This is a genomic window from Methylopila jiangsuensis, assembly GCF_027922305.1.
In the GTDB taxonomy this organism is placed as follows: domain Bacteria; phylum Pseudomonadota; class Alphaproteobacteria; order Rhizobiales; family Methylopilaceae; genus Methylopila; species Methylopila jiangsuensis.
This window is the reverse complement of record NZ_BSFK01000016.1, coordinates 236,547-255,398: the sequence shown is the minus strand read 5'-3', so window position 1 is coordinate 255,398 and position 18,852 is coordinate 236,547. Positions and strand designations below refer to the sequence as shown.

The 18,852-nt window shown below is 72.5% G+C and carries 18 protein-coding genes and 1 pseudogene; 12 read left to right on the top strand and 7 right to left on the bottom strand.

Going from position 1 to position 18,852, the window contains the following annotated elements; translation table 11 throughout:
* The first annotated feature begins 10 nt into the window (after window positions 1-10).
* A complete protein-coding gene (locus PKE85_RS14040) occupies window positions 11-1,558 on the top strand; it encodes a sensor histidine kinase (protein WP_271205388.1) in 1,548 nt (515 codons plus the stop codon).
* Between the two features lie 59 nt (window positions 1,559-1,617).
* On the opposite strand, the gene PKE85_RS14035 is transcribed toward PKE85_RS14040, so the two are convergent.
* Entirely contained in the window at window positions 1,618-2,715 is a 1,098-nt protein-coding gene (locus PKE85_RS14035; RefSeq protein ID WP_271205387.1) for an extracellular catalytic domain type 1 short-chain-length polyhydroxyalkanoate depolymerase, read from the bottom strand.
* 168 nt (window positions 2,716-2,883) lie between these two features.
* Between PKE85_RS14035 and PKE85_RS14030 the strand changes: the two genes are divergently transcribed.
* Window positions 2,884-3,129: a DUF3297 family protein gene (locus PKE85_RS14030; protein ID WP_271205386.1), complete on the top strand. Its 246-nt coding sequence runs from the start codon at window positions 2,884-2,886 to the stop codon at window positions 3,127-3,129.
* 92 nt (window positions 3,130-3,221) lie between these two features.
* Here the strand turns inward: PKE85_RS14030 and PKE85_RS14025 are convergent, their stop codons facing one another.
* Both PKE85_RS14025 and PKE85_RS14020 read right to left on the bottom strand, forming a co-directional pair.
* Window positions 3,222-4,859: a glycoside hydrolase family 44 protein gene (locus PKE85_RS14025; RefSeq protein ID WP_271205385.1), complete on the bottom strand. Its 1,638-nt coding sequence runs from the start codon at window positions 4,857-4,859 to the stop codon at window positions 3,222-3,224.
* Window positions 4,856-5,788 carry a glycosyltransferase family 2 protein gene (locus tag PKE85_RS14020; RefSeq protein WP_271205384.1) on the bottom strand — a complete coding sequence of 311 codons (933 nt, stop codon included), beginning with the start codon at window positions 5,786-5,788 and terminating at the stop codon, window positions 4,856-4,858. The genes PKE85_RS14025 and PKE85_RS14020 overlap by 4 nt, the downstream gene beginning before the upstream one ends.
* 139 nt (window positions 5,789-5,927) lie before the next feature.
* On the opposite strand from PKE85_RS14020, the gene PKE85_RS14015 reads away from it, so the two are divergent.
* The 6 genes from PKE85_RS14015 to queC all read left to right on the top strand — a co-directional run bounded on the left by PKE85_RS14015 (window position 5,928) and on the right by queC (window position 10,832).
* A complete protein-coding gene (locus PKE85_RS14015; RefSeq protein WP_271205383.1) occupies window positions 5,928-7,271 on the top strand; it encodes an O-antigen ligase family protein in 1,344 nt (447 codons plus the stop codon).
* A complete protein-coding gene (locus PKE85_RS14010; protein ID WP_271205382.1) occupies window positions 7,264-8,040 on the top strand; it encodes a WecB/TagA/CpsF family glycosyltransferase in 777 nt (258 codons plus the stop codon). Before PKE85_RS14015 ends, PKE85_RS14010 begins: the two co-directional genes overlap by 8 nt.
* Window positions 8,037-9,005 carry a glycosyltransferase family 2 protein gene (locus PKE85_RS14005; RefSeq protein WP_271205381.1) on the top strand — a complete coding sequence of 323 codons (969 nt, stop codon included), beginning with the start codon at window positions 8,037-8,039 and terminating at the stop codon, window positions 9,003-9,005. The genes PKE85_RS14010 and PKE85_RS14005 overlap by 4 nt, the downstream gene beginning before the upstream one ends.
* Before the next feature lie 117 nt (window positions 9,006-9,122).
* Window positions 9,123-9,755, top strand: coding sequence for a 7-carboxy-7-deazaguanine synthase (gene queE / locus PKE85_RS14000; RefSeq protein WP_271206067.1), 633 nt, complete (start codon window positions 9,123-9,125; stop codon window positions 9,753-9,755).
* 13 nt (window positions 9,756-9,768) lie between these two features.
* Window positions 9,769-10,125 (top strand): 6-carboxytetrahydropterin synthase QueD, encoded by a 357-nt coding sequence (gene queD, locus PKE85_RS13995; protein WP_271205380.1) that lies wholly within the window; start codon window positions 9,769-9,771, stop codon window positions 10,123-10,125.
* The gene (gene queC, locus PKE85_RS13990; protein ID WP_271205379.1) at window positions 10,122-10,832 is read left to right on the top strand and encodes a 7-cyano-7-deazaguanine synthase QueC; all 711 of its coding nucleotides are present in this window, start codon (window positions 10,122-10,124) and stop codon (window positions 10,830-10,832) included. The genes queD and queC overlap by 4 nt, the downstream gene beginning before the upstream one ends.
* A gap of 41 nt (window positions 10,833-10,873) precedes the next feature.
* Here the strand turns inward: queC and PKE85_RS13985 are convergent, their stop codons facing one another.
* The 4 genes from PKE85_RS13985 to PKE85_RS13970 form a co-directional block, all read right to left on the bottom strand.
* The gene (locus PKE85_RS13985; protein WP_271205378.1) at window positions 10,874-11,677 is read right to left on the bottom strand and encodes an exodeoxyribonuclease III; all 804 of its coding nucleotides are present in this window, start codon (window positions 11,675-11,677) and stop codon (window positions 10,874-10,876) included.
* Window positions 11,678-11,784: 107 nt separating this feature from the next.
* On the bottom strand, window positions 11,785-12,480 hold the full coding sequence (locus tag PKE85_RS13980) for a transglycosylase SLT domain-containing protein (RefSeq protein WP_271205377.1): 696 nt from the start codon (window positions 12,478-12,480) through the stop codon (window positions 11,785-11,787).
* Window positions 12,481-12,572: 92 nt separating this feature from the next.
* Entirely contained in the window at window positions 12,573-13,709 is a 1,137-nt protein-coding gene (gene aroB, locus PKE85_RS13975; RefSeq protein WP_271205376.1) for a 3-dehydroquinate synthase, read from the bottom strand.
* The gene (locus tag PKE85_RS13970) at window positions 13,706-14,332 is read right to left on the bottom strand and encodes a shikimate kinase (protein ID WP_271205375.1); all 627 of its coding nucleotides are present in this window, start codon (window positions 14,330-14,332) and stop codon (window positions 13,706-13,708) included. Before PKE85_RS13970 ends, aroB begins: the two co-directional genes overlap by 4 nt.
* Before the next feature lie 200 nt (window positions 14,333-14,532).
* Between PKE85_RS13970 and PKE85_RS17720 the strand changes: the two are divergent.
* The 4 genes and pseudogenes from PKE85_RS17720 to PKE85_RS13950 form a co-directional block, all read left to right on the top strand.
* Window positions 14,533-14,664: pseudogene (locus PKE85_RS17720) on the top strand (histidine kinase); the annotation flags it as partial.
* 89 nt (window positions 14,665-14,753) lie between these two features.
* Window positions 14,754-15,689 (top strand): site-specific tyrosine recombinase XerD, encoded by a 936-nt coding sequence (locus PKE85_RS13960; RefSeq protein WP_271205373.1) that lies wholly within the window; start codon window positions 14,754-14,756, stop codon window positions 15,687-15,689.
* Window positions 15,690-16,218: 529 nt separating this feature from the next.
* Window positions 16,219-17,172, top strand: a complete 954-nt coding sequence (locus PKE85_RS13955) for an acetyl-CoA carboxylase carboxyltransferase subunit alpha (RefSeq protein ID WP_271205372.1) — start codon at window positions 16,219-16,221, stop codon at window positions 17,170-17,172.
* A gap of 120 nt (window positions 17,173-17,292) precedes the next feature.
* Entirely contained in the window at window positions 17,293-18,762 is a 1,470-nt protein-coding gene (locus PKE85_RS13950) for a L,D-transpeptidase family protein (RefSeq protein WP_271205371.1), read from the top strand.
* The last annotated feature ends 90 nt before the right edge of the window (window positions 18,763-18,852 follow it).

The window sequence follows — 18,852 nt, the reverse complement described above, 5'->3', positions numbered from 1 at the left end:
GCAGGTGGACATGTTGGATCTTCCGGCCGGAACCGGCCCGGACGGACAACCGGCCGAACGGACGCCGGACCGGCGCCGCTCGGTCGCCGCCAAGGTGCGCTCCGAGCGCGAGCGCCTGACCTCCACCTCCGGCTCCCGCCACGCCTTCGACCACGAACTGCTGCGCAGCTATGCGCTCAACCGCGCATCCGCCGCGCCGGCGGTGGCGACGCTCGCGGTCCTCATCGCGGCGGCCACCACGCTCTGGACCCCGCTGGCGGTGGCCGGGGCCTGGCTCGCCGGGGCGCTTGCAGGCCAAACTCTGGTGTATGCGGCCGCCCGCCGCTTCCTGCGCCACGGAGAAGAGGACGCCGACGCCCGCCGCTGGAGCGGGCGGTTCGCGACGGCCGAGGCGCTGAACGCGCTCGCCTGGGGCGTGATCGCCTTCGCGCTCGCCGGCCAGCACGAGGCGTCCTCGGTCATGGCGCTGTTCGTGATGCTGGTGGGCGTCGCCATCGCCGCCATGCTGACCGCGAGCGCGCCGGCCGCGGTGGTCGCCGCGACGCTGCCCATCGCCGGCATGGTGTCCGGCGCCTACGCCTTCGAGGACGGCCCCGGCGCCAAGGCCGTGGTCGCCATGACGGTGGCGGCGGAGATCTACTTCCTGCTGCTGAGCCGCAAGCTCTACCGCAACACGCTGGAGGCGCTGGAGTTCCGCGCCGAGAAGGACGCCCTGATCGGCGAGCTGGAGCAGGCCAAGGCCAACTCCGACGAGGCGCGCCGGCGGGCGGAGGAGGCGAACCTCGCCAAGTCCCGCTTCCTCGCCACCATGAGCCACGAGCTGCGCACGCCGCTGAACGCCATCCTCGGCTTCTCGGAGGTGATGAAGGCGGAGGTGTTCGGCGCCCATGCGGTGCCGACCTACAAGGAATACGCCGGCGACATCCACCAGAGCGGGCAGCACCTGCTGGAGCTGATCAACGAGATTCTCGACCTCTCGCGCATCGAGGCCGGGCGCTACGAGATGCACGAGGAGAGCGTGAGGCTGGCTCATGTGGTGGAGGACTGCCATCACCTGCTGAAGCTCCGCGCCAAGAACCGCGGCGTGGTCATCCGCGAACTCTACCAGCACGGCCTGCCGCCGCTGTGGGCCGACGAGCGCGCGCTGCGGCAGATCACGCTCAACCTGCTGTCGAACGCCATCAAGTTCACGCCGCCGGGCGGCGTCGTCACCCTCAAGGTGGGATGGACCGCCTCCGGCGGCCAGTACCTGAGCGTCTCGGACACCGGGCCGGGCATCCCTGAAAACGAGATCCCCACGGTGCTGGCCTCGTTCGGCCAGGGCACGCTCGCCATCAAGACCGCCGAGCAGGGCGCGGGCCTCGGCCTGCCGATCGTGAAGGGCCTCGTGGATCTGCACGGCGGCGGCTTCGCGCTGAACAGCACCCTGCGGGAGGGCACCGAGGTGATCGTCACCCTGCCCGCGAGCCGCGTGATGGACGCGCTGCCGCCGCTCCGGCGCACGGAGGCGGAGGCGGAGCGCCGGGCGTCCCCGCCGGAGGCGCGCCGCGCGGGCTGACGTCGGAACATCCGGCCCGTCCGGCGCACGCCGCCAAAAGCCACAGTCCAGACAGGCGCCTAGCGGATCACGCCCACGGCCCTGAGCGCCCTGGTCACGGCCGCCTTGATGGCGCGCCGCGTCCCGCCGCTCGTCGGCCGGGCGGCGGGAGGCGCCGTCCGCGCGGGTTTCGGCGTGGGGGAGGCCCGCGGCCGCCGGAGCGCCTCAAGGCGCGTCAGCCCCCAGAACGCGAGGGTCTCGAGCGCCTGCGACACGCCCACGTCGAGCATGTAGGGCGCCGCGACCTCGCCTTCGGCGCCGTCGAGCGGCGCGCCGTGGCCCATGCCGGCGATCCGGATCTCCTCCACCGCGCCGTCGCCCCACCTCCGCCGGGTCACGTTTCCGCGCCGCTCCTCGCGCAGGCTGGCGGGCGACAACGCGTGCAGGTCGGTCCATTGCCGGACCAGCGCCTCGGCGTTGGCCGGGTTCACGGTCTCGTCCGCCTCGCCCTGCCAGATCATCACCCGCGGCCATGGGCCGGCGTGACCGGAGGCGGCGCGCACGCGGTCCCCCCAGTCGGAGGCCGAACGCTCCACGCCCTTGCCCATGGCGGCGAAGGCTTCGCCCACGCCGCCGGCCGCGCCATAGGGCAGCCCCGCCACGATGGAGCCGGCGGCGAACACCTCCGGATAGGTCGCGAGCAGGGCGCAGGCCATGGCGCCGCCCGCCGACAGGCCGGTGACGAACACGCGCCGGCGGTCGAGGGCGTGCGTCGTCGCCAGGGCCTCGATCATGGCGCGGATCGAGGCCGCCTCGCCCTTGCCGCGGGTCACGTCGTCCGGCCTGAACCACGAGAAGCAGAGCTTCGGATTGTTCGACCGCCGCTGCTCGGGGCACAGCAGCGCGAAACCGTAAGCGTCCGCGAGCGCGGTCCAGCGCGCGGACGACTGGTAGCCGCCGGCCAGCTGGGTGCAGCCGTGCAACGCCACGACCAGCGGCGCGCCCGGTTTCAACCCCTTCGGAACGTAGGCCTTCATGGCCAGCCGTCCCGGGTTGTCGCCGAAATCGCGCATCTCGGTCAGGCCGGCGTCTTCGCTCGCGCCCCCGGCGCCGGCGGAGCGGTCGGACCACAGATCGAAACTCGGCAGATCGAAACCGGGCGCGCCGAAGCGGAACATGGCTTGGCCTCCTGTCGGGGCGGCTGCGCCGCCGAAGAAATATGCTGCAACGCAATATAATCCGGAAAAAGGCGGCGTCAGGGCCATCGCGGCATGGCCGTTCCGTTCGGAGCGCGGAGCCGATATGGTCCGCGGCCGTTTCGACCCCTTCACTCGGGAGCTTCGCCCATGACCGACACCCCTCCGGATCGCCTGTCCGTGCACCCGGACAGCCCCCATTACGACGAGGCGGCGCTGACGCGCGGCGTCGGCATCCGCTTCAAGGGCGTCGAGAAGACCAATGTGGAGGAGTATTCGGTGGCCGAGGGCTGGATCCGCGTGGCCGCCGGCGGCGCCAAGGACCGTTTCGGCAACCCCATGACGCTGAAGCTGAAAGGGCCGGTGGAGCCCTACTACCGCGACGACGACGCCTGACGTCCCGTTAGGAATCTGCGGCGGCGGGCGATCCGACCCCCGACTTCAGCCCCGCGAAAGCGCGGGTCGCGGGCAGCCCGAGCCTGGCCCGCTCAATCGAACGCGAAGCGGCGGGCGGAGCGGGGCGGCAGGGTCATGCGCCACAGGCCGGCGCCGTCGCTCGTGGGCGTGGCGTTCGCCACGGGCCCGGTCTCCGTCTGGGCGGCGTCGAAGCCGAGAACGGCGCGGGCGCGCCTCGGACGGCCGGAGGCGAAGCGCAGGGTGATCTCGGCGGCCGCCTCCGCGCCGTTGACGGCGACGAGCCGCGCCGGGCCCGCGTCCCCTGAACCTGCGGCGTAGGCCGCCAGCCTCGGCGTCGTCCCCTGCACCTCATAGGACCGGTCGCCGAAGCCGCCCGCCCCGGCCGCGTCGCCGGCGCGGTAAAGGCGGTAGGCCTCGCCCAGCGATCCGCCGAGCGCGCCCCAGTGGCAGGCGAGAAACACGTCCGACGCGCCGAATCGGCCGAGCGCGTCGGCGAGCGCCAGCCCCGAGGCCGTCAGCCGGCCGCCGCCATAGTTGAATTCGGTGACCGCGACCTTCGTGCCCGGAAACCAGCGCGCCGCGATCCGGTGCAGGCTCGGCAGCAGCGGCAGCGTCACCGCGTCGTCGTCCTCGTCGTTCACCTGCAGCGTGTCGGTGACCCAGCTCCGCTCCCGGAAGCCGCGCTCGGTGAGCGAGCGGGGCGCGTCCAGAAGCGCCGGCGCGAGCGCGGTGTCCTCGGCGCCCAAAAGCTCCCCCGCCACCGAATAGGGGTACCAGTGCACGTCGAGCACATCGAGCAGGCGCGTGCCGGCCTCCTCGGAGGCGCGACGGAAGGCGTCGAGATAGGCGGCGAGGAAGCTGCCGAACCGGCGGTGGGCGCGCCAGTCCGGCGCGTTCTGGAAGCTGGCGAACTCGGTCGCGCCCCAGCTCGCGGGGCCGAACACCAGCGCGTCCGGGTCGATGGCCTTGACGGTCTTCGCCGCCGCGACCGAGCGCGCGATCAGCTCCGCGATCCTCGGCTTCGCCCGCACGACGCGCGGGTGGGTCTCGGGCCACAGGCCGGGCTCGTTGTCGAGGGCGTAGGCGAAGATCCCGCCCGCGTCGCCGGCCCCGCCATAGGCCTCCTTCAGCCGGGCGAGCAGATGGGGCGCGTCGCAGACGGACGGGTCGATGGCGGCGTCGGCGGGCGTGCGGCCCTCCCAGCGCACCGGCTTGAAGCGGCGCGAGGGCGCGGCCTCGCTTTCGGGCACGTCGCCGTCGCCGTCCGCCGCCACGTAGCCCGCGAGCGGCAGCGTCACCAGGCTTTTCGCCCCCATGGCGAGCGACGCGCGGTGCATGACGTCGATCACGGCGGCGGGACGGCTGCGGTCCGCCTCGTCCATGCGCAGCGCGTCGGGCAGGAACGGCAGGTTGGCGTGGCGCCAGTCCTTGCCGGCGTTGGAGACATTGGTCGCCCAGTCGTAGGTGGTCATGAGGTTGCCGCCGAGGCGGCGCGCCGTGACGCCGGCCGCGCGGTCGAGCTCCGCCGACAGCGGCCCGCCCTCCATGGCGCCGATCTCGTTCGAGCCGTAGAGGAGCGGGCTGATGGGCCGCCACGGCAGGTCGTCGCGCACGACGAGATCGGCGCGCTCGCCGGCGCGGGCGAGCGCGGGGACGAGGCTAAGCGCCGCGCCGCCCGCGAGCGCCGCCCGCCGGGTGAGCGTGGTCATGAGACCAGACCCGATCCGTACAGCGCGGGCCGGAAGCGGCGCATCCACAGCACCTTGCCGAGCCCGCCCATGGCGGTCGCCCGCGCCTTTTCCGAGCGCGCGGCGTCGATGGGCTTCAACACCAGCGCCAGCGCGCCGAAGCCCGCCGCCTGGCCCACGCCCACCGCCATCCAGAGCAGGATGTGCCCCCACTGGGGCGGCTCCAGCATGTGATGCACGAAGCTGCGCACCTGCCCGCTCAGGAACTTGCGCTTGCGCACATAGGCCCAGGTCAGGCGGCGGGGCGGGGTCCACTCGATCACGCTCGCCTGCGCCGCCCAGGCGAATTTCCGCCCGGAAAGCCTGAGGCGCTTGATCAGCAGGCTGTCCTCGCCGCCGCTCTCGTTGAGCGTGACGTCGAACGGCGCGTCGCCCTCAAGGCAGCGGGCGCGGCGGAACATGGAGTTGTTGGTGCCGAGATAGGCGGAAAGATCCGTGATGTCGCCCCCGTCGGGCCGGGCGATCCGGCGCTCGAAATAGGGCGTGAACGGACCCATTTCCGCGCCGCCCTCCGCGCGGGCCTCCACCGGGCCGAAGCTCGCATCCGCATTGGCGGCGATCGCGGCGGCGAGATGATTCGCCAGCCAGCGGGGCGAGGCCTCCTGATCGTCGTCGAGGAAGGCGATCCAGTATCCCGTCGCCGCGGCGACGCCGGCGTTGCGGGCGTTGGCGACGCCGGGCCGGGGCGCCGCCACATAGCGCACCCGGACGCCGGGATTGGCGGCGTAACGCTCCACCAGCGCGCGGGCGTCGCCGGCGGCGGAGTTGTCCACCACCACCACCTCCAGCGCCTGCGCGTCCACGCCTCCCTGAGCCAGCGCGCTTTCGAGCGCGCGCCTCAGCGGCTCCGGCCGCGTCAGCGTCGGTATGACGATCGAAACCGTGGTCATGGCGCTCCCGGAGGCCTTGGGGCTTCTAACTGCGGCCGCGTCACTTTAATTTGGAATTAAAGCGCCTTGCGGCCTAGTGCGGCGAAAGCCGCGTCCGCGCGGGCGCTTGTCCTGCGGCCCCGACCGCCCGGAGCACCGCATGCCGCACGCCGCCCTTTCCGCGAATCTGACCGCGCCGGCCACGCCGCGCGCGGCGGCCTCGTGGGCGGCCGGGCTGCACGCGATCCTGCTGCATCTGTTCCTGCTCTATGTGTTCATCGGCGCCCAGCCGTTTCAGGATCCCTCCGCCGCCCAGCGCGTGGAGGGCAACGTCGTCGACCGCTTCGGCGTGCTGGCGCTGTTCGGCCTGGCGCTCATGGTCCTCGCCCTCAACTGGCGGCGGCTCCCGGCGCTCGCTCCCGGACTGGCGGGGCTCGGCGCCCTCGTGGCGATCTGCCTCGCGAGCGTGGTCTGGTCGGATTTTCCCGACCTCACCATCCGGCGGGCGCTGCTGCTCACCTTCCTCACCGTCATCGCCGCCGCCTGCGCGTCGGGCCTGCGCAGCCTGCGCCAGTTCCACACCGCGCTGTTCGCGGTCACCGCGACGGTGATCGCGCTGAACGTCGTCGGCTCCGCGCTGATGCCCGGCTTCGCCGTGACCGACCTTGGCCTCCGAGGCATGTACTCCCAGAAGAACGTGGCCGGCATCGCGGCCATGATCGCGGCTGTGACGGCGGCGACCTGGACGCTCGGCTGCGTCCGCGCCCGCCACGCGGCGCTCGGCCTGCTGGCGCTGGCGCTGGCGCTGGCCTTCCTCGTGCTGACCCGCAGCAAGACCTCGATCGCGCTGACCGGGCTCGCGCTGGCGGGAATCGCCGCCTTCGCCCTGACCGAGAAGCTCGGGCCGCGCTTCGCCCTGCTGCTGGGCGCGGCCGCCGCCTTCGGCCTCTGCGCGCTGCTCGCCGCCTTCGCGGCCTACGGCTTCGATCCGGTCGCCTTCTCCGCCGCCTTCACCGGCGACGCCTCCTTCACCGGCCGGGACGAGCTGTGGGCCTTCGCGCTGAAGGCGGCGCAGGAGCGGTTCTGGCTCGGCCACGGCTACGGCGCCTTCTGGGACGTGGGCCCCGACAACGATCCCTTGAACCGGATCGACCCCGGCACCTGGCTCGGCGACGTGGAGGTCGGCACCATCAACCAGGCCCACAACGGCTATCTGGAGCTGTGGCTCCACATCGGCCTGCCCGCGGTGGTGCTGGCGGCCATCGTGGTGGCCACGGGCATGGCGGCCGGCCTCGCCGGCGCGGCCTCCGCGCAGGCGCCCCGTCCCGAGCGCGCGGCGCTCGGCCTCATCGGGACGGTGCTCGCGCTTCACCTGCTGCACAACCTGACCGAGGCGACCCTGTTCGTGCGCGGCATTCCCTTCTGCAACGTGGCGATCCTGTGCATCGCCGCCCTCTCCTGCCGACGGGCGCTCGCTCGGGAAGGACGCCTCTCCCATGGCTGAGCCGGACCTGCCCCCCGCGCCGGCGCCCCGCCTGCGGTTCCTCGGCGTGGACTACCACCGCCTGACGCCGGACGAAGCGCTCGACGCCGTGCTGGCGCGGCCGGCGGACGCGGCCTTCGCCCCGCTGGTGACGCCCAACGCCGCCCATGTGGCGCGCATCGCCGAGGGCGGCGCGCAGGCCGAGCCGTACCGCAACGCGTGGCTGTGCCTGAACGACAGCCGGGTGGTGGAGCTGCTGGCGAAGACCCGCGGCCTCGACCTGCCCTCCGTCCCCGGCTCCGATCTGGTGGCGCGGCTCCTGTCCGATCCCCGCTTCGACCGCGCCGCCCCGCTGCTGCTGGTGGGCGGCGACTCGGCGCTGTTCCAGGCGCTGGCGGCGAAAGCCGGGCTCACCGCCGCGGACCATTACGAAGCCCCCATGGGGCTGCTCACCAACCGGGACGCCTTCGAGGCCACGGTCGCGGCGGTCGAGGCCCATCCGGCGCGCTTCACGCTGCTCGCGGTCGGCTCGCCCCAGCAGGAGAAGCTCGCGGAGGCGCTGCGCCGGCGCGGCGTGGCCCGTGGCGTCGGCCTGTGCATCGGCGCGAGCGTGGAGTTTTTCGTCGGCCGCCGGCCGCGCGCGCCACGCTGGATGTCCCGCGCCGGGCTCGAATGGCTGTTCCGTCTCTCCACCGAACCGCGCCGGATGTGGCGGCGCTACGTGATCGAGAGCCCGCGCATCCTGCTGCTTTATCTCCGCGACCTTCGACGGCGGAGCGACGCCCCGTGACGGCCACGCCCCTCGCCCCGCCCGCCGACCTCGCGCTGGTGATCTGCACCTACCATCGCCCGGAGCCGCTCAAGCTGGCGCTTGCGAGCGCGCTCCGGCAGCGCGCGCCCGAGGGCAAGCGTTTCGCGATCGTGGTGGTGGACAACAGCGACGAGGGTTCGGCCGAAAGCGTCGTGGCGGCCCATGCGGGCGGCGACGTGCCCGTGGTCTACGCGCAGGCGCATCCGCCGAACATCTCGGTCGCCCGCAACGCCGGCCTGATGGCGGCCGCGGCCTCGCCGCTGATCGCCTTCATCGACGACGACCAGGAGATGGCGGACGGCTGGCTCGCCGCCATGCTGGACGGCGCGCGCCGCCACCCGCAGGACGTGTTCGTGGGGCCGATGATCGGCGTGTTCGAGGCGCCGGACAAGGCGACGCCCGCCATGCGCAGCCTGTTCTCCCGCGACACGGGCGCGCCGGACGGGGCCGAGCTGTTCGCCATGGGGCCGAAGAAGACCGCGAACGTGATCCTCTCCACCGCCAATTCGCTGTTCCGGCGCGACGCGCTTGAGGGCCTGAGCTTCGATCCCGCCTTCGGCCATGCGGGCGGCGAGGACTACGACCTGTTCTGCCGGCTGCAGGCGGCCGGCCGGCGCATCGGCTGGCTCTCCGGCCCCCGCGTGACCGAGCATGTGCCGGCGGCGCGCTGCGACGCGGCCTATATGCGGCGGCGGGTCTACGCCGGCGGGCAGGCCTACGCCGCGGCGGTGTCCAAGGCCAGCGCCTCGCCCCGCGCCACCCGGTGGCGGGTGCGCGCCCTCGCCGCGGCGCAGACGGCGGCGCTGGCGGCGCTGGCGCCGATCATGCTCCTGAAGGGGCGCGAGGCCTTCGCCGATCACACCGTGCGCATGGCGGGGGTGCTGGGGAAGCTCTCCCTCGGCGGCCTGTATCCGGTCTATCGGGAGGCGGACGCCGGGCGTTGAGCGCGATTTCGCCTGCGGACCGCGACAGCGCCGGCGCAAGAAGGTATTGACGGCCCGCCTCCCCCGCGCCCCGCATGCGGCGGGGCGGGCGCCCGCATGTCCAGCGCGATCCGGTCCATGAGCTACGCGGTCAAGGAACTCTTCAAGACGCTGCAGGGCGAGGGCGCGCAGGCGGGCCGCGCCTCGGTGTTCTGCCGCTTCACGGGCTGCAACCTGTGGAGCGGGCGGGAAGCCGACCGCGACCGCGCGGTCTGCCGCTTCTGCGACACCGATTTCGTCGGGACCGACGGCGACGGCGGCGGCCGCTTCGCCGACGCCGAGAGCCTCGCCGCCGCCATCGCCGCCGCCTGGGACGGCGCGCCCGGCCCGCGCTACGTGGTGTTCACCGGCGGCGAGCCGCTGCTGCAGCTCGACGCGGCGCTGACCGCCGCGGTGCGCGCCCGGGGCTTCGAGGTGGCGGTGGAGACCAACGGCACGCAGGCGCGCCCTGAGGGCGTGGACTGGCTCTGCGTCAGCCCCAAGGCCGGCGCGCCGCTGGCGCTCGACGGCGGCGACGAGCTGAAGCTGGTCTATCCGCAGGCGGGGCTCGATCCGTCGGAGTTCGAGCGGCTCGACTTCCGGCATTTCTTCCTCCAGCCCATGGACGGGCCGGAGCAGGCGAAGAACGTGCAGGCGGCCATCGCCTACTGTCTCGCCCATCCCCGCTGGCGTCTGAGCGTCCAGACCCACAAGATCATCGGCATTCGTTGAGAGATCGAGACCCATGAGGATCGTTCAGGCCTTCACCTTCGAGGCCGCCCACCGGCTGCCCAACGTGCCGCCCACCCACCGCTGCCACCGCATGCACGGCCATTCCTACCGGGTGGAGCTGACGCTCGAGGGCCCGATCGACCCGACGACCGGCTTCGTGGTGGACTTCTTCGACGTGGAGGCCGCCTTCGGCCCGGTGCTGAAGCGTCTCGACCACCACACGCTGAACGAGATCGAGGGGCTCGAGAACCCGACCGCCGAGCTGATCGCCCTGTGGATCTGGGACCGGGTGAAGCCCGATCTGCCGCTGCTCGCCCAGGTGAAGGTGTTCGAGACCCCGTTCTGCTGGGCGGAGCACGACGGCGCATGACCGCGCCCGCCGACGACGGCGCGCTGGTGCTGTTCTCCGGCGGGCAGGACAGCGCCACCTGCCTCGCCTGGGCGCTCGACCGTTTCGCCCGGGTGGAGACGCTGGGCTTCGACTACGGCCAGCGCCACCGGGTGGAGCTCGACCAGCGGGCCACGCTCCGGTCGGGCCTCGCCGCGCTGAACCCGACATGGGCGGAGCGGCTCGGCGAGGACCACACGCTGGCGCTGCCGGTGCTGGGCGAACTGTCCGAGACCGCGCTCACCCGCGACGTGGCGATCGCGGCCGAGGCGGACGGCCTGCCCAACACCTTCGTGCCGGGCCGCAACCTGCTGTTCCTCACCTTCGCGGCGGCGCTCGCCTGGCGGCGGGGCCTGAGGCGCATCGTGGGCGGCATGTGCGAGACCGACTTCTCCGGCTATCCCGACTGCCGCGACGACGCCATCAAGGCGCTGCAGGTGGCGCTCAACCTCGGCATGGACCGCCGTTTCGTGCTGGAGACGCCGCTGATGTGGCGCGACAAGGCCGAAACCTGGGGCCTCGCCGAGAGCCTCGGCGGCGCGGCGCTGGTCGGCCTCATCGTCGAGGAGAGCCACACCTGCTATCTGGGCGAACGCGGCAGGCGCCACGCCTGGGGCTACGGCTGCGGCGCCTGCCCCGCCTGCGACCTGCGCGCCAAGGGGTGGCTGAGCTACGAAGCGGCGCGCTGAGCGCCTGTGCGCCGTCTCCCCGTCCCCGAGGGCGCCCTGCGTCATCCCAGCGTGACGATCACCGGAACGTGGTCGGAGGGGCGGTCCCAGCCGCGGGCGAAGCGCAGCGTCTCCACGGCGGTGGAGCGTTCGGCCACGTCCGCGCTCATCCACACATGGTCGAGCCGTCTGCCGCGGTCGGCGGCGTCCCAGTCCGCGGCGCGGTAGCTCCACCAGGAAAAGAGCTTCTCCGGGTGCGGGACATGCCGGCGCACCGCGTCCACCCAGCGGCCGGCCGCGCGCATGGCGTCGAGCCCCTCCGTCTCGATCGGCGTGTGGCTGACGATCTTCAGAAGCTGCTTGTGGTTCCAGACGTCTTCGGGCGCAGGCGCGATGTTGAGGTCGCCGACCAGAATCCGCCCCGGCGCGTCCGCGATCCGCGCCGACCAGTCCGTCAGCTCCTTCAGGAACTGCAGCTTGTGGGCGAACTTCGGGTTGACGATGGGGTCCGGTTCGTCGCCGCCGGCGGGGACATAGAAGTTGTGCAGCGTCACGCCCTCCAGCGGGCCGGCCGCGAAGGTGGTGGCCAGATGGCGGGCGTCGTCCTTGTCGGCGAAGCGCTCCTTGGCGGTGGTGACGAAGGGGAAGCGCGAGAAGGTGGCGACGCCGTGGTAGCCCTTCTGCCCGTGCATGGCGACGTGCTCGAAGCCCATCTTGCGCACGTCCGACAGCGGGAACTTGTCGTCGGGGCACTTGGTCTCCTGCAGGCAGAGCACGTCGATGGCGCGCTCGGACACGAGGCGCTCCACGAGCCCCATGCGCAGGCGCACGGAGTTGATGTTCCAGGTGGCGATGCGGACGGGCATGGGCGGAGATCGCGAGGCTTGCGGCGGGAGGCCCGCTTGTAGCGGCCCCGCGTCGAAACCAAAAGGCGACGCCTGTCCGGTCGGGACCGTTTTTCCGGCCCCTCCCGTCACCCGCCGCGGGCGAGCCGGACCTTGCGGCGGGCGTCGATCTTGGCCTCCAGCGCCTTGATGCGCTTTTCATGCGCGGCCCAGAACCTTGCGTTGTCCTGCGCGCTGTGGCGGCCGGGCCGCCAGCCGAGATAGGCGCCCTTGCGGCCGCCGCCGGCGCGCCGGGGCGCGTCGTCGCCGGGGAGCGCGCGGATCGCCACGCTCTCGGGCGCGGCGCCGTCGGCGAGCGGCGAGCCCAATGTTGCGAGATAGGCCCTGGCGCGGCGGCAGTACTCCACCGACAGCGGCGACATGGTCTCGGCCCGGTGGCCGGCGCGGTATTTCATCAGCGCCCGGCACAGGTCGCCGTCCGCGAGCCGCCACGCCTCGGCCAGATAGCGCACCGCGTAGCGGGCGTTGGTCTTCGGGTCGAACAGGCCGAGCGCGCCGCCGCCATGGCCGAGCATGGCCGCGGTCTCGGGCCGGATCTGCATCAGGCCGATCTCGCCCACGCCGCCGACCGCGCCCGGATCGTAGCCGCTTTCGATGTGGGCCACCGCGTCCGCCACCTCCGGCGGCAGGCCGCGCGCCGCGGCCTCGGCGCGCACGATCGCGGCGTAGTCCGGGCGCGACGGCGCGGGCGCAGGCTGTTCCGCGCGGCAGGGCAGGACGCCCAGCACGAAAGCGAGCGCGATGAGGGCGCGCCTGAGCGCCATGGGCAGGTTCCCCCGCGGGTCCGTTCGGGACGAAAGCGAATTATCGCCCGGGGGACTTTAAGAACCGGTGACGGCGGGATCGCGGCGCGCGGTCAGGCGAGTTCGGTCTTCAGGAAGGCGAGCGCCTTGTCCGCGTCCACGTCCTTCGCAACGAAGCTCCGGCCGACGCCCCGCGCCAGGATGAAGGTGAGCCTTCCGCCGGACACCTTCTTGTCCTGCCGCATGTGCTCCAGCAGCGTGTCGGCGTCCGAGACGCCGCCGGGGACCGCCTTGGGCGAGGTGGGCAGGCCGACCGCCTGCAGGTGGCGCTCCACCCGGCGGGCGTCGTCCGGCGCGCACAGGCCGAGCGCCGCCGAGAAGCGGAACGCCATGGCCATGCCGATGGCGACGCCCTCGCCATGCACCAGCCGCGAGCCGTCATAGGCTACGTCCGCCTCCAGAGCATGGCCGAAGGTGTGGCCGAGGTTGAGCAGCGCCCGGTCGCCGTGCTCGTGCTCGTCCCGGGCCACGATGGCGGCCTTGGAGCGGCAGCTCGCCGCGATCGCCTCGATCCGCGCCGGGCCGCCGGCGAAGATCTCCTCCCACGACCGCTCCAGCCAGCCGAACAGGGCCTCGTCGTCGATCAGGCCGTATTTCGCCACCTCGGCGTAGCCGGCGCGGAACTCGCGCGGCGGCAGGGTGTCGAGCGTGTCCACGTCCGCCAGCACCAGGCTCGGCTGGTGGAAGGCGCCGATCAGGTTCTTGCCGTAGCGGGAGTTGACGCCGGTCTTGCCGCCGACCGAACTGTCCACCTGGGCGAGCAGGCTGGTGGGCGCCTGCAGGCAGCGCACCCCACGCCGCAGGATCGCGGCGGCGAAGCCGGCGAGATCGCCCACCACGCCGCCGCCGAGCGCCAGCACCAGATCGCCGCGCTCGATGCGGGCGGCGATGAGCTGGTCCGTCACCTCGGCCAGCGTCGACATGCATTTGGAGGCCTCGCCCGCCGCCACCGTGACGGCCCGGGCGTCGAGCCCGGCGTCGGCGAGGGCGCCGAGCGCGGTGGGCAGATGGGCCTTCGCCACGTTCTCGTCCGTCACCACCGCCACCTTGCGGGCGCCAAGCGCCCTGGCGCGGGCGCCCGCCTCGCGCAGGACGCCATGGCCGATGACGATGTCATAGGCGCGGTCGCCCAGCGCCACGCGCACGACGGCGCCGTCGGTCGCCTGCGGGCTGAGAGCGGCGTCGGTCATGGCTGGGCGTCCTTGTTCTGCGCAGGCTGCAGGCCGAGCCGGCCCTCCAGCGCCGCGATCACGTCGGCGATGACGTGCTCGTGCGGCGCGTCCCGGGAGATGACGGTGAGGTCGGCCAGCCCGTAGACCGGATAACGCGCCTCCACCAGCGCGCGCAGCGCCGCCTCGGGGTCGGCGGTGGCGAGCAGCGGCCGGTTGGAGCGCTTGCGCACCCGCTTCAGCAGCACGTCCACCTCCGCCTTGAGCCAGATGGAGACGCCGCCCCGCGCGATGCGGGCGCGGGTGTCGGGGTCGAGCCAGGCGCCGCCGCCGGTGGCGAGCACCCGGGGGCCGTCCTCCAGCAGCCGGGCGATCACCTTGGCCTCGCGGGCGCGGAAATAGGCCTCGCCATGGGTGGCGAAGATCTCGGGGATGGTCATGCCTCCGGCCGCGGCCTCGATCTCGTTGTCGGCGTCCACGAACGGCAGGTCGAGCGCCGCCGCGAGCCGCCGGCCGACGGAGGATTTCCCCGCCCCCATCATGCCGACCAGGACGACGGCGCGGGGCCCGAGCGCCGCCCGCAGCCGCGCCGTCCGCTTCGCCTGCCCCTCGTCCGGGCTCAGATGTTCCGTCGCCGCGCTCACCCGATCCTCCGCCGCCCCAACGGGCGGGCCTCGACGCCTCAAGGTCCCGTTCGCGCCCCGGCCGGAACCGGACCCGCGCGCGAACGGCGCGCAAACTAGTCCTAAAGGTTCGGCTGGCACAACCTAAGCCGTTGCCGTCCGGCGCGGGGCGTGGTCTCCTGAGACGGGCGGCCGCTGTTCCGGCGACACGAGAGGTCGCGATGCCGAGCCTGATGCGCTTTCTGACCGTCATGGGCGTGCTCGCCGCGCTCGGCTTCGGCGCAGTCTATGCGCTCGCCACCTTCGTGACGCCGCGCCCGCGGGAGATGACGGTCACCATCCCGGTCGACCGTCTGCGCGCCCAGCCGGCGCAGGCCCGGGCGCCCGAGCCCGACGGCGGCCCCCACGCCACCGCCTCCGCCGGCGAACGGTCCGCCACGCCGTGACCGCCGCGGACCGGCGCCATGTGGAGGCCTTCCTCGACATGGCGAGCGCGGAGCGCGGCGCGGCCGCCAACACCCGCGCGGCCTACGAGCGCGACCTGACCGACTATTGCGCCTTCCTCGCCGCGCGGGGCGAGGACGCGCTGACCGCCGGCGCGGGCGACGCGCGCGCCTATCTCGCGGACCTTGCGGCGCGCGGCTTCAAGGCCTCGTCCTCGGCGCGGAAGCTGTCGGCGCTGCGGCAGTTCCACAAGTTCCTCTACGCCGACGGGCTGCGGGGAGACGACCCCACCGCCACGCTCGAAGGCCCCCGCCGGGGCCGCCCGCTGCCGAAGCTGCTCGCCGTGGACGAGATGGAGCGGCTGATCGCGGCCGCGGCCGATCCCGGGCCGGAGCCGACGCCCCGGGCGCGCCTCGCAGCCGCCCGGCTCGCCTGCCTGCTGGAGCTCGCCTACGCCACGGGCCTGCGCGTGTCCGAGCTGATGGCGCTGCCGCGCTCGGCGGCGAAGCCCGGCGCCGCCGCGGTGATGGTGAAGGGCAAGGGCGGCCGCGAGCGGCTCGCGCCGCTGACGCCTGTCGCCAAGGCCGCCATGGCCGCCTATCTGGAGGCGCTCGCCGCCTGCGGCCGGGAGGCGTCGGGGCCGTGGCTGTTCCCCGCGGCAGGCGAAAGCGGACATCTCAGCCGCCAGGTCTTCGCCCGCGACCTGAAGGCCGCCGCGCTGCGCGCCGGGATTCCGGCGGCAAGGGTCAGCCCCCACGTGCTGCGCCACGCCTTCGCCAGCCATCTGGTGCAGAACGGGGCCGACCTGCGCTCGGTGCAGCAGCTGCTCGGCCACGCGGACATCGCCACCACCCAGATCTACACCCATGTGCTGGACGAGCGCGCCCGCGCCATGGTGCGCGACCTGCACCCGCTCGGCGACGCGCCGGAATAATCTTTAATGGATGTATACGAGTGAGATTCGCAGCGAAAACAAGCCAAAAAGAAGAATATAGAAATATAATCATAGAATGGTCGGAGTGGAGAGAATTTCCAGATCCTCGAATTTTTGGAGTATTAATCGCGCCCATTGGCCCTGGATGCTATGAACTAAGGTTGAAGAGTACGCAGCAGCTTATCCTTTTTGGAATGTCAGGGCATGTCGCCACTCGACTTTCTTCTCTCCTGCCCAAGCCGCTCGGATGCGGAGCTCGGAACAACTCCGCCAAACGGGATTACGTTTTGGAGCGACTTTTCGACGTGGAGTACCGGACGATCGCCTCGGCAAGCCGCGCGGAAGCCTCCAAAATCGAACGTGGGTTCGATCGGGGCCTTTATCTCTTTCCTACGTGATCGAGCTTTGGGCTGATCCGTTATCGAGGCTCCCAGCCTTGACTTTCGTCGGTCGCCCAAACCAAGTTGCGCCCGCTCCGCATGGACCAGCGCCCCTTATCCTCCGGCGCCTGCGGCGCGGAGCGGAGCCCATGAAGAGCTATCTCGATTTCGAAAAGCCCGTCGCCGAACTTCAGGCCAAGATCCTCGAGCTGCGCGCGCTGGGCGAGAACGGCGACGCGGTGGGGATCGACGAGGAGGTCAACCGGCTCGAGGCCAAGTCGCTGCAGGCTCTGAAGGAGCTCTACGCCGGCCTGACGCCGTGGCAGAAGGCGCTGGTCGCCCGCCATCCGAACCGCCCGCATTTCCAGGACTTCGCCGCCGGTCTGGTGGAGGACTTCACGCCGCTCGCCGGCGACCGCAAGTTCTCCGAGGACGAGGCCATCATGGGCGGCCCGGCCCGCTTCCGCGGCCAGCCCATCATGCTGATCGGCCAGGAGAAGGGCGCGGACACCGCAAGCCGCCTGAAGCACAATTTCGGCATGGCGCGGCCCGAAGGCTACCGCAAGGCGGTGCGCCTGATGGAGCTGGCCGATCGCTTCAACCTTCCGGTCGTGGCGCTGGTGGACACCGCCGGCGCCTTTCCCGGCATCGAGGCGGAGGAGCGCGGCCAGGCCGAGGCCATCGCCCGCTCCACCGAGGCCTGCCTCAACCTCACGACGCCCAACGTGGCGGTCGTGATCGGCGAGGGCGGCTCCGGCGGCGCCATCGCCATCGCCACCGCCAATGTGGTGCTGATGCTGGAGCACGCGATCTACAGCGTCATCTCGCCGGAAGGCGCCGCCTCGATCCTGTGGCGCGACGCCGCCAAGGCGCAGGACGCCGCCACCAACATGAAGATCACCTCCGCCGACCTGATGCGCCTCGGCGTGATCGACGGCGTGATCCCGGAGCCGCTCGGCGGCGCCCATCGCGACCCCGACACGGTGATCGCGGCCACCGGCGACGCCATCGCCAACGCGCTCGGGCGCTTCGCGGGCCTGTCGCCGCGGGAGGTGCGGGAGGACCGCCGGGCCAAGTTCCTGGCGATCGGCCGCACGCTCTGACGCGCCCGCTGCGCCTGCGCCTGGCGCGTGACGCGGGAGCGGGGCCGTGGTAACGTTGAGGTAAGGGTACCTGGCGTTAAGTCGGCTCACGTGTCCGTCGTCGCCTTTGGGGAGGCATCCATGTCCGCACATCGCGCCAGCGTCGCAGGCATCGTCGCCGCGGCCGCTCTGACGCTCGCCGGATGTCAGAAGGACGAGAATGCGGTCACCGCCCGCAGCGTCCAGCCCCTGTCGATCGAGACCGTCTCCCTGATGCAGGAGAAGGGGATGTCGCCCTCCGATCCGATCCTGATGCGGATCTACAAGGAGGACTCGAAGGCGGAGATCTGGAAGAAGCGCAAGTCGGACGGCCGCTACGCCCTGCTGAAGAGCTACGACATCTGCCGCTTCTCCGGGAAGCTTGGCCCCAAGGTCAAGGAAGGCGACAAGCAGGCGCCGGAAGGGTTCTATTCGGTGGCGCCGGGGCAGATGAACCCGCGCTCCAGCTATTACCTGTCGTTCAACATCGGGTTTCCCAACAAGTATGATCAGGCGCTCGGCCGCACCGGCCAGCATCTGATGGTCCACGGCGACTGCCTGTCCGCCGGCTGCTACGCCATGACCGACGCCCAAATGGCGGAGATCTACGCGCTGGCGCGCGAGGCGTTCCGGGGTGGCCAGAAGGCGTTCCAGGTTCAGGCCCTGCCGTTCCGCATGACGGCGGAGAACATGGCGCGCCGCCGCTCCGACAAGAACATCGCGTTCTGGCGCAACCTGAAGGAAGGCTCCGACCACTTCGAGGTGACGAAGCTGGAGCCGAAGGTGGACGCCTGCGGCAAGAAGTACGTCTTCAACGCCTCCGCCGGCGCGCTGTCGAGCTTCAACGCCTCCTCGGCCTGCCCGAGCTATGCGGTGCAGCCGGAGATCGCCAGGGCGGTGGCCGCCAAGCGCCGGGCCGACGAGGCGGTGATCGCCGCCCTGTCCAAGTCCACCGAGCCCGCGCCGGAGTACGTCGCCCAGAACGGCCGTCTGCGCCGCACGCTGGACCAGCCGGTGATCCAGGTCGCCGCGGTTCCCGCCGCGCCCGCGGCCGTGGCCTACGCCCCCGCGGCGGAGGGCGCGGCGCTGCCCGCCGCGGCGCCGGTGGCGATGAAGTCCGAAGGCCGGCTGTTCAGCCGCATGTTCCGGGACGACGAGCCGGAGACCCGCGCCGCGCCGGCCGCCGTGGCCGCGGCCCCTGCGCCGGCCAACGCGGCGGTCGCCGCCGCGGCTCCGGTTCCGCCGGTCCGCGCCGCCGCCCCCGCCCGCCGCGAAGTGGCGCCGCAGCCGCCCGTTCTGGCCTCGAGCGTCGCCGAGCCCGCCGCCACGGCCTCGGTCAAGCCGGCGCGCAACGGTTTCGGCGGCTGGATGAAGAGCGTCGGCGGACTGTTCGGCGGCGAGGACAAGGCCGGAGCCGCTGAGGCCCCCGCCGCCGCGCCGGTGACGCCCGCGTCCGCGCCGGCTGACGCCGCGCCGCCCAAGCGGGACCGCTCGGCCCGCATGCCTGACGCCTTCCGCCCGTCGTCGAAGGTCGACCCGCGCGTCACTTCGGCCTTCGCCGCCTTCGACTGAAGCGGCGGATCGCTTCGGCGGGCCGCGTGACGCCGTCGTCCGTAGGGACGTCGGGGACGGGCGCGCCGTCGGGGCGGCGACGCCGTGGCG